The organism is Sphingomonas sp. M1A8_2b (genome assembly GCF_053345535.1).
Genome location: NZ_JBKFAH010000001.1, coordinates 1,213,458 through 1,225,865, shown reverse-complemented (window position 1 = coordinate 1,225,865; position 12,408 = coordinate 1,213,458). Strand labels below are relative to the sequence as shown.

Genomic DNA, 12,408 nt, shown 5'->3' with positions numbered 1-12,408 from the left:
GAATCGGTTGCGAAACGAAGGACCCAAGCGCGACTTAGTGCGTTCAGTCGTCGCGCTACCAAAATGGTGCACCCATTTAGGAGATTCGTATGAAGTCCATTCTTCTCGCCGCCGCCGCTCTTCTCGCGACGCCCGTGATCGCCCAGACCACCCCGGCGCCGGCCGATCCCGCTGCTCAGACGGCACCGGCCGATCCTGCGATGCAGGCTCCCCCCGCCGATCCGGCAGCTCCGGCGGCACCCGCCGATCCCGCGGCGGCACCGGCAGCCGATCCCGCTGCAGCGCCTGCCGCGCCGATGGCAGCACCCGCACCGGGCGGCGCCCGCATCGTCTTCGGTCAGCCGACCGTGACGCCGCCGACCCCGGCACCGGCCGAGTATCCGGTGTGCTCGAAGACGGTCAAGGATGGCTGCCGCAACCGCGGCGGCAAGTAAGCCCTTCGCGCAGGCGGCAGTGATCCTGCCGCTTGCGTAGACCGCTTTACGTTCTAGGAAAGGCGCTCCAATCATAAGAGAGGGGCGCCTTTTCCATGTCTATTCGTTTTGAGGGCCGGGTTGCGATCGTCACCGGAGCGGGCGGTGGCCTCGGCCGCGAATACGCCCTCGAACTGGCCCGCCGCGGCGCGAAGGTCGTCGTCAACGATCTCGGTGGTTCGCGCGATGGCACCGGCCATTCCGACGCCGCGCTGAACGTCGTCGAGGAAATCGAGGCAGCGGGCGGCGAGGCGATGTCGAACGGCGGCAGCGTCACCGACTACGACCAGATGGTCGAAATGGTCGCCAAGGCCACTGAAAAATGGGGCGGCGTCCACGTCCTCATCAACAACGCCGGCGTGCTGCGCGACAAGAGCTTCGCCAAGATGGACCCGGCCGACTTCAAGTTCGTCGTCGACGTTCACCTGAACGGCTCGGCCAACGCCACCAAGGCGGTCTGGGACACGATGCGCGCGCAGAATTACGGCCGCATACTGATGACCGCGTCGTCGACCGGACTTTACGGCAATTTCGGCCAGGCGAACTACGGCGCCGCCAAGCTCGGGCTCGCCGGCCTGACCAAGACGCTCGCGATCGAGGGCGCCAAGAATAACATCAGGGTCAACACGATCGCGCCGACCGCAGGCACCCGCATGACCCAGGACATCTTCCCCGAGGAAGCGTTCAAGGCCTTCTCCCCCGACAAGGTGGCGCCCGCCGCCGTATTCCTCGTGTCGGAAGACGCACCGACCAACATGATCGTTGGTGCCGGCGCAGGCGTGTTCCAGGCTGCGTATATAACGTTGACCCAAGGCAAGTTGCTGACCGGCGACGACCTGTCGGTCGAAGGTGTCGCTGCACACTGGGAAGAGATCATCGACCGCGCGGGGGAAATCGTTCCCCAATCAGGATCGGAACAGTCGATGAGCATCCTGAGCAAGCTACAAGGTCGGTAATTTCTACCGAAGCCGAGCTTCGGATCGAACGCTCCTCACCGCGTCGTTCGACTTATCGCTTGTAGGGATCGTTGAGCGCTGCGAGCCAGCCCGCGGATGGCGGAACACTGACGTGTCCGGCCATCCGCCGTGTCCTGGCCAGCGCGAGATCAATCGGGTCGTGAAACCGCAGCCCCGCTAAGCCGGCCCGCACCCATACCACGTCGGCCGGGAGATGTTCGACCCTGCCGATCGACAAGACGACAACATTCCCAGGTGCCAATCCGGCCGGCTGGACGATACAGATCCCGGTTTCGGAAATGTTGGTTATCCGGTGCGCGGTACTGCCCGGGCGGTCGGCCCGGAACACATCCGCGCTCAACATCACGCTGGTCCGTGTCGCGCGCGCAAGAAATGCCGATGGTTGTAAGGGTTGCGATTGCAAGTCTGCCACGAAACTGCCCCGAACTGGGCCAGAGTTCCCTTACGGGCCCCAGACCCGGATCAATATCGTCCGAGACCATACCGTCTCGGACACGTCGTCGGTGAAAATCCGGCGATCAACCCTTGTCGTCGGGCCGCAGCGGCGCGACCGCATCCTTGCCGAAGCGCATGATCATCTCGCCGATCTCGCGCGCCTGCGCCATGCTGCGCTGGCTCTGCTCGCGAAGATAATCGCCCTGGATCTTCATCACCTGCGCCAGATCCTTGGCACTGGCAGCCTCGCGCATCGCGGTGAATGCCTCGCGGGCGTTCTGCTCGGCCTGGTCGATCATCGTCTTGCCGATCGTCGCGCCGCCCTCGGCGATCTTCTCGCCCGATTGCTTCATCGCTTCGCCGGCGCGCTTGGCGGGCTCGGCAACCTTCTCGGAAAACGTGTCGCGCGCCTTCTCGGCGCCTTCGCGCATCCGGTCGGTCGTCGCCTTGGCATAATCGGCGCCCTGATCGATCGCGCTCTTCACCTTATCGGCCATGATCTCGTTCCTTTCGAATGGACCCGTCTTCAGCCTTTCAACCGGTACATCCGACATTGGTTGCACAGGCGATTGCACAGGCGGTTGCACCGGCAAATCTAGGCAATCGGCCCGGCGCGAGTCCAGCGACGAGTAGAGCCTTGCGCTTACTGGACCTTTTGGTGTCTCGACCCTATATACCGACCGGTATGAATAGGCTTTGCACGCTCACCGCCCCCAAGGGCCGCCCCCGCGAGTTCGATCTCGACGAAGCGCTGGCGGGTGCGTTGCGCGTGTTCTGGCGCAACGGCTACGAGGGTGCGTCGATGGCGGAACTGACCGCAGAGATGGGGATCACCAAGCCCAGTCTCTACGCGGCGTTCGGCAACAAGGAAGCGCTGTTCCACAAGGCGCTCGACCTCTACGAGCGCGAGAAGCTGGCCTATATGACCTCCGCGCTCGAGGCGCCGACCGCGCGTGCCGTAGCGGAAAGGCTGCTCCGGGGGGCGCTTCAGATGCAGATGAGCACGTGCGATCCCAAGGGGTGCCTGAGCGTCATCAGCAGCGTCGCGTGCAGCGCCGAAGCCGAGCCGATCAAGGCGGAGGTCGCCAAGCGTCGCGCGTCGTCCGAGGCCGCTTTGATGAAGCGCTTCGACGAGGCCAAGGCGGCGGGCGAGTTCCCCGACGGTCTCGAGTCGCATGCGTTGATGCGGTACCTCTTCGCGATCATGCAGGGCCTGTCGATCCAGGCCGGCTCGGGCGCGACCTGCACCGAGCTCAATCAGCTCGTCGAGACCAGCCTGTCGGTGTGGCCGACCAAGTAGGTCCTCCCGCGTGCCACGTTTCAGACGGGCCGACATAAAAGCCACGCTTTGTTACGGTGGCAATAAAAAATACCGGCCGGTACAAAAGTCTGTTGACGAGATGAACCCCAGGTTTATATACCGACTGGTATCGAAGCTCTCTCCTACTTCGGAGGGGCAACCGGGGACACATGCTTATGACCACGGTTAACATCTAACCGGAAGCAGGCGACTTCGGTCGACCCATTTCACATCATTCAGGCGGACAGCCCCGGCACAATGACGCGCCGGCGCCTCCCGCGCACGTCTCGCAGCCAGCCGACGGCGACGATCCTATCGTCGACGAGAGCCAGCGCTTGTCCAAAATCAAAAGGGGGAAATCCCATGGCGTATCTCGACCTCGACAACATGTTCGCCGCACCGGTTACCAGCCGCACGCAAACCGTCGGCGCACTAGAAGCTGCGCCCGCGCCGACCGGCTTCTCGGCGCTGGAATGGAGCGTCATCGCGCTCGCCAAGCGCGACACGTTGCGCAGCCTGTCCGGCCCGAGCCGCGTCTCGCGGGCGATGGGCAGCCTGTTCGGCCTGAGCACCGCGTCGCGGCTCGCCGATCCCCGGCTCGAAGCGCTGCGGCGGATGGCCGTGTACGCCTGGCGCCGCGGTTTCGCGCTGCCGATGGCCGAGATTCAGAACTTCCTCGCCGCCGGCTTTGCCGAGGCCCAGATCGAAACGCTCGTCGAGAGCGTGACCGGCATGCGCGTCGGCATCCAGCAGAAGCGGAGCATCGCAGCGTGAACCAACTTACCACGATCACGGCCGCGAACGACGCCGACGTCGTCGCGTCGCCGCCCGCGGACCGTCACCGACGGCCGGCATGGCAGCGCGGCGCGATGGTGCTCGTGCCGATCGCGCTGCTTGGTGCGGTCGGCGTGAAGATGTTCGATCATCCCGACGCGGCGATGGCGGCACCCCCGCCCGCCTCCGTCACGGTCGCGTCGCCGCTGGTGCGGCAGGTCAGCGAGTGGGACGATTATGTCGGCCGGTTCGCACCGAGCCGTACGGTCGAGATCCGCCCGCGTGTTGCCGGCGAAGTCACCGGCATCCACTTCCGCGACGGCGAGATCGTCAGCAAGGGGCAGTTGCTTTTCACGATCGATTCGCGGCCGTTCGCGGCTGCCTTGGCTGAGGCGCACGCCAATGTGGCGAGCGCTAAGAGCGCGCTATCGCTGGCGCGTACCGATCTTGGTCGCGCACAACGGCTGGTCGCCGACGAAGCGGTTTCCGCCGGTGAAGTCGATGCACTCCGTGGCAAGCTCGAAGCAGCCCAAGCCGCACTCGCCGCTGCGCAGGCGCGCGAACGCGCCCGCGCGCTCGACGTCGGCTTTACGCAGGTTCGCGCGCCGATCGGCGGGCGCATCTCCGATCGCCGCGTCGACGCGGGCAATCAGGTCGCGGGCGGCGAAGGCACCGGCGGTACGGTGCTGACGACGATCAACGCGCTCGACCCGATCTACTTCACGTTCGACGGGTCCGAGGCGCTGTACCTCAAGACGCAGCGCGCGCGTCAGCCCGGCGCGACGCCGGCGGCGGTCGAGATCCAGTTGCAGGACGAGACCGAGCATCGCTGGAAGGGCAAGCTCGACTTCACCGACAACGGTCTCGACCAGCGGTCGGGGACGATCCGTGGTCGTGCGGTGCTCGCCAACCCGGGGTATTTCCTGACGCCGGGGATGTTCGGCAACATGCGCCTCGCGAGTGCGGGGACGCGGCAGGCGCTGCTGGTGCCGGACGATGCGGTGCAGACCGATCAGGCGCGGAAGGTCCTGCTGACGATCGATGCGAAGAACGTCGTGAGCCAGAAGCCGGTCGAGCTCGGCCCGGTGGTCGATGGCCTGCGGATCGTGCGCTCGGGGATCGGGCCGAACGACCGGATCATCATCCAGGGTACGCAGATGGCGATGCCCGGCGCGACCGTTGCGCCGAAGGTCGGCCGGATCGTGGTGGCGTCGGGTACGACGGCGCCAGCCTCGGTCCAGCCCATCTCGGGTGAGGCCACGCTCGCGAGATAGGCGTCCACCCCGGCGAAGGCCGGGGCCCAATTGGGATAGCGTTTCGACTTAATCACTGCGGTTCGCCCAACTGGGCCCCGGCCTGGGTTCCCATCGAAGTAATACTTCGATGGGGCCCTGCCGCCGGGGTGGTGTTGGTGTGTGTCCGCCTCCCTCTACCGAGGAAATTCCCATGCGCTTCTCGCGCTTCTTCATCACCCGGCCGATCTTCGCGGGCGTGATCGCGGTGATCATCACGATCGTCGGTGCGATCGCCTATATGACGCTCCCGGTGTCGCAATATCCCGACATCGTCCCCCCCACCGTCACCGTCAGCGCGACCTATCCCGGCGCCTCCGCCGAGACGGTCGCCGAAACCGTCGCCGCGCCGATCGAGCAGGAGATCAACGGCGTCGACAACATGCTGTACCAGTCGTCGCAATCGACCGGTGACGGCAAGGTCACGATCACCGTCACCTTCAAGATCGGCACCAACCTCGACGCCGCGCAGGTGCTCGTCCAGAACCGCGTCGCCGTCGCCGTCCCGCGCCTGCCCGAAGACGTCCAGCGTCTCGGCGTGGTGACGCGCAAGACGTCGCCCGACTTCCTGATGGTGGTGAACCTCGTCTCGCCCGACAACTCGCTCGATCGCGGCTATATCTCCAACTACGCGCTGACGCAGGTCCGCGATCGCCTCAGCCGCATCGACGGCGTCGGCGACGTGCAGCTGTTCGGCGCGCGCGATTATTCGATGCGCGTCTGGATCGACCCAGGCCGCGCCGCCGCGCTAGACCTCACCGCCGGCGAGATCGTCGCGGCCTTGCGTGCGCAGAACGTCCAGGTCGCTGCGGGTACGCTCGGCCAGCCACCTTACGACAAGGGCAACAGCGCGTTTCAGCTCAACGTCGAGACGCAGGGCCGCCTGACCGATCCCAAGCAGTTCGCCGACGTCGTCATCCGCACCGACGCGCAAGGCCGCCAGGTCCGCGTCTCGGACGTCGCGCGCGTCGAACTCGGTGCGCAGGATTACGGCGCCAACACCTATCTCAGCGGCAAGCCCACGGTCATCGCCGCGGTCTTCCAGCGTCCCGGCTCGAACGCACTCGGCGCGGCGCAGGCCGTCACCGCCGAGATGGAGAGCATGTCGAAGCGCTTCCCCAAGGGCCTCGAATACAAGGTCATCTACAACCCGACCGAGTTCATCGCGCAGTCGATCGACGCGGTGAAGCACACGCTCTTCGAGGCGATGGTCCTCGTCGTGCTCGTCATCCTCGTGTTCCTGCAGAAATGGCGCGCGGCGATCATCCCGATCGTGGCGATCCCGGTCTCGCTGATCGGCACCTTCGCGGTGCTGGCCGCCGCCGGGTACAGCCTCAACAATTTGTCACTGTTCGGCCTCGTCCTCGCGATCGGCATCGTCGTCGATGATGCGATCGTCGTGGTCGAGAATGTCGAGCGCAACCTCGAACACGGGCTCTCCCCGCTCGAGGCAGCGCGTACGTCGATGGACGAAGTGTCGGGCGCGCTGGTCGCGATCGTGCTCGTGCTGTGCGCGGTGTTCATCCCGACCGTGTTCCTTACCGGCCTCTCCGGCGCATTCTACCGCCAGTTCGCGGTGACGATCTCGACCGCGACGATCATCTCGCTGCTGATCTCGCTGACGCTGTCGCCGGCACTCGCCGCGATGCTGCTCAAGCCGACCGCTCCCGCCGATTCCGGCAACCGCCTGACCCGCACCGTGCGGCGTGCCGGCGATGCCTTCAATCGCGGGTTCGAGCGGATGAGCGAGAGCTATGCCCGCCTCACCGCGCGCCTTGTCACCGCGCCCCGCCGGATGATGGTCGCCTATGCCGCGCTGATCGCGGTCACGGTCGGCGTGTTCACGATCACCCCGTCGGGCTTCGTTCCCGCACAGGACCAAGGCTATTTCCTGACCGTCATCCAGCTTCCGCCGGGCTCGTCGGTCGAGCGCACTGACGCGGTCATGCAGAAGGTCGCGAAACGCATCCTGCCGCTCGCCGGCGTCAAAGGCGCGGTGATGTTGGCCGGTTTCGACGGCCCGTCGCAGACGCTCGCCCCCAACTCGGCCGCCGCCTACATCCCGCTCAAAAGCTTCGAGGAACGCAAGAAGCTCGGCGTCACGCTCGCCAGCATTATGGCGGAATCGCAGAAGGCGACCGGCGACATCACCGAAGCGCGCCTGCTGATCGTCCCACCGCCGCTCATCCAGGGTATCGGCTCGGCCGGCGGCTATCGCCTGATGGTGCAGGACCAGGGCGGCCACGGTTACGCCGACCTCGGCAAGACCAGCTACGCGCTGATCGGCCAGGCGAACCAGACCAAGGGTCTCGCCCAGATCTACACCTTCTTCGACACCGCCACCCCGCGCATCTTCGCCGATGTCGACCGCGCCAAGGCGAACCTCCTCGGCGTTCCCGCGGAGCGCGTGTTCGAGGCGTTGCAGGTCTATCTCGGCTCGGCGTTCGTCAACGACTTCAACCTGCTCGGCCGCACCTACCGCGTCACAGCCCAGGCCGACGCGCCGTTCCGCAACACCACCGCGGACATCGCCAATCTCAAGACGCGCTCCAACTCGGGCCAGATGGTCCCGGTCGGCTCGGTCTCGACGTTCAAGGACAAGACCGGCCCGTACCGCGTGGTCCGCTACAACCTCTTCCCCGCGGTCGAGGTCGATGGCGATACTGCCAAGGGCTATTCGTCGGGCCAGTCGCTGGTCGCGATGGAGAAGCTCGCCGATGCGTCGCTGCCCGCCGGCTACGCGCATGAATGGACCGGCATCGCCTATCAGCAGAAAGCAGCCGGCAGCACCGCCGCGCTCGTCTTCGGCATGGCGGTGGTGTTCGTCTTCCTCGTCCTCGCCGCGCAATATGAGAGCCTGACGTTGCCGCTCGCGATCATCCTGATCGTGCCGATGTGCCTGCTGGCCGCGATGACCGGCGTGAACCTGCGGGGCATGGACAACAACGTCCTCACGCAGATCGGCCTGGTCGTGCTGATTGCGCTCGCCGCGAAGAACGCGATCCTGGTGGTCGAGTTCGCCAAGCAGGCCGAGGAACAGGACGGCCTCACCCCCGTCGAGGCCGCAGTGCGCGCGGCGAAGGACCGGTTGCGACCGATCCTGATGACGAGCTTCGCGTTCATCCTCGGCGCAGTGCCGCTGGTGATCGCGACGGGTGCCGGTGCGGAACTCCGTCAGGCGCTCGGGACCGCGGTGTTCTTCGGGATGATCGGCGTGACCGGGTTCGGCCTGCTCTTCACCCCCACCTTCTATGTCGTCGCACGGGCGCTGGCGCTGCGGTTCGAACGCCGCCGTCCCGCCCCCGCCGCGACGCTCCAGCCAGCCGAATAGGACCAGCATCATGAAGTCCGCCCTCCTCGCGAGCCTCTCGGCGCTGACGCTCGCCGCCTGCGCCGCCGGCCCCGACTATGTCGCGCCGATTACTCCGCCCAAGGCGGCCGCATCGTTCGTCACCGCGAATGCCGCCACCGTCACGACCGCGCCCGACAACGACTGGTGGCGGATGTACCGCGACCCGGTCCTCGACGGCCTCGTCGCGGACGCGCTCGCAGCGAACACCGACCTGCGCGTTGCCGTCGCGCGGCTCGACAGCGCCCGCGCGTCGCTGCGCGGCGCCAAGACCGACCGCGAGCCACAGGTAAACGCGGGCGCGAGCGGCAATTATGCGCGCAGCTCGCAACTCCAGAACCTGCCCGGTCTCGACCGCGAGCGTGCCACCTACGACGTAGGGCTGGACGTCAGCTACGAGGTCGATCTCGCCGGCCGGGTCCGCCGCAACGTCGAAGCCGCCCGCGGCGACGTCGGCGCCGCGCAGGCCGATGCGGATGCCGTCCGCGTCTCAATCGTCGCCGCCACCACGCGCGCCTATGTCGATGCGGCGTCGTCCGCCGAACGCCTCGCGGTCGCCAGGCGGATCGTCGACCTGCTCGACAAGTCGAACACGCTGACCGGCAAACGTGTCGATGCCGGTCGCGCGGCCCGCCTCGACCAAGTGCGGATCGCAGCCTTGCGCGACCAGCGCGCCGCCAACATCCCGCAGATCGAGGCCGAGCGCCAAGCCGCACTCTTCCGCCTTGCCACGCTCACCGGCCGCACCCCGCAGGACCTGCCCGCAACCGCCGGCGCGCGCACCACCACGCCCCGCCTCGACCAGCCGATCCCGATCGGCGACGGTGCCGCGTTGCTAGCCCGCCGCCCCGACGTCCACGCCGCCGAACGTCGGCTTGCGGCGGCGACCGCACGGATCGGCGTGCAGACCTCGCAGCTTTATCCGCAGATCTCGCTCGGCGGGTCGATCGGCTCGACCGCACTCAGCGTCGGCGACATCTTCACCGGCGGCCCGATCCGCTGGCTGCTTGGCCCGCTGCTGAACTGGTCGCTCAACCAGTCGGCGGCCCGCGCGCGGATCGCTGGCGCCGAGGCGGACTCACGTGGCGCACTCGCCAATTTCGACGGCAGCGTCCTCACCGCACTCGAGGAAACCGAGACTGCGCTGTCGAACTACGCCCGCGAACTCGATCGCCGCACGCAACTCCAGTCCGCACACGACAATGCGGCGACGGCCGCCCGCATCACCCGCGCCCGCCAGCGCGAAGGCCAGATCGACTTCCTCGACGTCCTCGACGCCGAACGCACGCTGGCGGATACCGATACGGACCTCGCCGCCGCCGACGCTCGCATCGCCGGCGCCCAAGTCGACCTGTTCCGCGCACTCGGCGGTGGCTGGCAGGCGCCCGTACCACGGCCGACCTGATCCAGATTGCAGTACGCCGCATTAACTCGGCGCGTTAACGCTCCATAAACCGATCTTCAGCGAGGTCACGGACGAGGCTGAGGAATCATGACCGAGGATCATGCGATGACGAGTACGCAGGCGACGAGCACGCAGACCGCGAACACCCAGGCTTGGCAGGCGCAGGTGGCCTATCACCGCGACCGCGCAGCGCAGGAACAGCGCCTTGCCAGTCGGTCGCAGACCGACGCCGGGCGCGCCGCGCACCAGGCGCTCAGCGATCGTCATCTGCAACTCGCGGCATCGGCCGAACTGGTAACCGACATGCCCGACGCCGAACTGCCGCGCAGCACCTCGCTCCACGATACCGGCAGGCTGATCCGCGAGAGCTACAGCGACGCAGGCTGAGCGCGCCGGACCGACGCGCTGGCTGCGTTCAGTCCAGGTCGACCTTGCCGAGATTGATTCCGTCGTACAGCGCGAGCAGCGCGGTCACTTCCTCGACGACGGTTTCCTGTTCGGCCCGCCAGCGCGCGGTCGCGTCGTGCTGCGGCACGCCGTCCATCCCGTCGTGCAGCGTGAACCCCTGATCGATGAGCCATATCGCGTCGGACGCGCGCGATCGCTGGCGTCGCAGGTGATACACCCATTGCTCGATGATCCCCGAAGGGACCAGTCTGTCAAGATCGCCCATCGGCTGGCGGTAGGACAACACCATCGCCAATACCAGCCTGCGACCTCGCGGAATATCGCGGATTTCGGTGCATTAACCGTCTTGGGACATCGGCCGGAAACATCGCGGGTCCAGCAGGACAATAATGGATCTGCTCCCGCATCCCTCGATCATCGAACGCCGTATGGACGACCAATCCGTCCTCGCCCGCCGCGCCCCTAACCGCGGGATCGCGCAGATGCATGAGGACCTCGCCAGGCTGTACCGCGAGCAGCTGATCGCCTTGCTCAAATTCTGATTTCGATAAGTCTGATTTCGATGCGACGGCGTGGCCAAATGCCGATAAACTTCCGGGAATGACGTCCTCCGAAACCGCGCCCGCACCAGTCGCTACCTCTGACGCCCGATCGACTGGGCTATGGATCGGCACATACGCCGGCGGCGGCGGTGCGGGCCTCTACCCGCTTTCGATCGGCGTCGATCGCCTCTCGGTCGGCCGTGCAGACCCAACGGCGCGCAACGCATCGTTCGGCGTCTATTCCTCGCGGTTCGATCTCCATTATCTCGTCGACGAGCAGGATGACGGCGCGATCGCGGCCTGTCGTCGTGCAGACGACGCCTGGATCTTGCTCGCCGTGGTCGACAGCGGCGGCGCGGCGCCTTGCCACCTCGCGCTCGACGCGACGCAATCCTGCCTTGCCGTCGCCAATTACGCCAGCGGCAGCACCGCGCTCTACCGCCTCGATCCGGCAGGCCTCCCGATCGCTCCACCCGACATTTATGCCAACATCGGCAACGGCCCCGATCGCGAACGCCAGACCGCGCCCCACGCGCATTGGGTCGGGTTCGGCCTCGACAACCGGTTTCTGTACGTCGCTGATCTCGGCGCGGACGTCGTCCTCGCATTCGCCGCCGATGTGCAAGGGGGAAAGCGCGGAACGCCGCACACCGCGTTCACCGCGCCGCCCGGATCGGGCCCACGGCACATGCTGTTTTCGGCCGCGCATCCTCGGACGGCGTATCTCGCCTGCGAGCTGTCGAGCACGCTGGTGATACTCGATATCGACGGTGCCGGCTTACGCGCCCGGAACACCCTCTCGACGCTCCCCGCAGACTGGCAAGGCGCGAACATCGTCGCGCATGTCGGCGGGAATGACGCTGGCGATCGGCTCTACGTGTCCAATCGCGGCCATGACAGCATCGCGGTCTTCGCGCTCGACCCGAACGGCTACGCGACGCTCGTCCAGCATATCGCCAGCGGTGGCGCCTCGCCGCGGTTCTTCACATTGATCGAAGACGGACGCCGGATGATCGTCGCGCACGAACGCGACCACCGCGTCACCGTCCTCGACGTGCGATCGGACGGGACCCTGGCCCCGACCGACCTCGCCGTCACCGTCCCCGGTGCGGCGTTCGCCTTGGTCAGCTGACGCTGGCGATCAGCATCGTCAGTTCGTTGCGCACCGGATCGATGCTGACCGGCGCCGGCTTCGCGACACGGCGCTTGCCGGGATAGGAGGCGCGCACCGCGTCGCACAGGTCGCGGATCGAGACGCGGACGCAGGCGCCCTCGTCGCAGACCAGCCGTGGCTTGCTCACAGTCGACAGGCACGACACGCGCTCGCCGGCCCAGGCCGGTGCGCCGGCGAAAAGTAAGCACGCCACAGCGAGCCGCGAAGCGGTTGTCTTGATCGTCATTTGGTCTGGCCCCCCACAGGCGTTTCAGAAGTCGTGACGTCGCTATAGGACAC

Annotated in this window: 14 protein-coding genes; 10 read left to right on the top strand and 4 right to left on the bottom strand. The window is 66.6% G+C overall.

From position 1 onward, the window contains the following. Positions 1-89 precede the first annotated feature (89 nt). A complete protein-coding gene (locus tag ACLBWL_RS05660; protein WP_447790997.1) occupies positions 90-434 on the top strand; it encodes a hypothetical protein in 345 nt (114 codons plus the stop codon). Between the two features lie 95 nt (positions 435-529). Further along, the gene (locus ACLBWL_RS05655) at positions 530-1,429 is read left to right on the top strand and encodes an SDR family NAD(P)-dependent oxidoreductase (protein ID WP_447790995.1); all 900 of its coding nucleotides are present in this window, start codon (positions 530-532) and stop codon (positions 1,427-1,429) included. 52 nt (positions 1,430-1,481) lie between these two features. Here ACLBWL_RS05655 and ACLBWL_RS05650 read toward each other — a convergent pair whose 3' ends face one another. Next, positions 1,482-1,862 carry a PilZ domain-containing protein gene (locus ACLBWL_RS05650; protein WP_447790993.1) on the bottom strand — a complete coding sequence of 127 codons (381 nt, stop codon included), beginning with the start codon at positions 1,860-1,862 and terminating at the stop codon, positions 1,482-1,484. Positions 1,863-1,968: 106 nt separating this feature from the next. Then, positions 1,969-2,382, bottom strand: a complete 414-nt coding sequence (locus ACLBWL_RS05645; protein ID WP_447790991.1) for a phasin family protein — start codon at positions 2,380-2,382, stop codon at positions 1,969-1,971. Positions 2,383-2,570: 188 nt separating this feature from the next. Between ACLBWL_RS05645 and ACLBWL_RS05640 the strand changes: the two genes are divergently transcribed. The 6 genes from ACLBWL_RS05640 to ACLBWL_RS05615 all read left to right on the top strand — a co-directional run bounded on the left by ACLBWL_RS05640 (position 2,571) and on the right by ACLBWL_RS05615 (position 10,392). Next, a complete protein-coding gene (locus ACLBWL_RS05640; protein ID WP_248522854.1) occupies positions 2,571-3,185 on the top strand; it encodes a TetR/AcrR family transcriptional regulator in 615 nt (204 codons plus the stop codon). 363 nt (positions 3,186-3,548) lie between these two features. Then, entirely contained in the window at positions 3,549-3,959 is a 411-nt protein-coding gene (locus tag ACLBWL_RS05635; protein ID WP_447790989.1) for a hypothetical protein, read from the top strand. Further along, entirely contained in the window at positions 3,956-5,233 is a 1,278-nt protein-coding gene (locus ACLBWL_RS05630) for an efflux RND transporter periplasmic adaptor subunit (protein WP_447790987.1), read from the top strand. Before ACLBWL_RS05635 ends, ACLBWL_RS05630 begins: the two co-directional genes overlap by 4 nt. Before the next feature lie 172 nt (positions 5,234-5,405). Further along, entirely contained in the window at positions 5,406-8,582 is a 3,177-nt protein-coding gene (locus tag ACLBWL_RS05625; protein ID WP_447790985.1) for an efflux RND transporter permease subunit, read from the top strand. Between the two features lie 10 nt (positions 8,583-8,592). Further along, positions 8,593-10,005: an efflux transporter outer membrane subunit gene (locus tag ACLBWL_RS05620; protein ID WP_447790983.1), complete on the top strand. Its 1,413-nt coding sequence runs from the start codon at positions 8,593-8,595 to the stop codon at positions 10,003-10,005. An 87-nt stretch (positions 10,006-10,092) separates the two neighbouring features. Next, entirely contained in the window at positions 10,093-10,392 is a 300-nt protein-coding gene (locus ACLBWL_RS05615) for a hypothetical protein (RefSeq protein WP_447790981.1), read from the top strand. A gap of 28 nt (positions 10,393-10,420) precedes the next feature. Here ACLBWL_RS05615 and ACLBWL_RS05610 read toward each other — a convergent pair whose 3' ends face one another. Then, a complete protein-coding gene (locus ACLBWL_RS05610; RefSeq protein WP_447790979.1) occupies positions 10,421-10,678 on the bottom strand; it encodes a hypothetical protein in 258 nt (85 codons plus the stop codon). 124 nt (positions 10,679-10,802) lie between these two features. Between ACLBWL_RS05610 and ACLBWL_RS05605 the strand changes: the two genes are divergently transcribed. Continuing rightward, positions 10,803-10,955 carry a hypothetical protein gene (locus ACLBWL_RS05605; RefSeq protein WP_447790977.1) on the top strand — a complete coding sequence of 51 codons (153 nt, stop codon included), beginning with the start codon at positions 10,803-10,805 and terminating at the stop codon, positions 10,953-10,955. 58 nt (positions 10,956-11,013) lie between these two features. Beyond that, positions 11,014-12,087, top strand: coding sequence for a lactonase family protein (locus ACLBWL_RS05600; protein ID WP_447790975.1), 1,074 nt, complete (start codon positions 11,014-11,016; stop codon positions 12,085-12,087). Here ACLBWL_RS05600 and ACLBWL_RS05595 read toward each other — a convergent pair. Beyond that, positions 12,080-12,355 carry a hypothetical protein gene (locus ACLBWL_RS05595; RefSeq protein ID WP_447790973.1) on the bottom strand — a complete coding sequence of 92 codons (276 nt, stop codon included), beginning with the start codon at positions 12,353-12,355 and terminating at the stop codon, positions 12,080-12,082. The genes ACLBWL_RS05600 and ACLBWL_RS05595 overlap by 8 nt on opposite strands. Between the last annotated feature and the right edge of the window lie 53 nt (positions 12,356-12,408).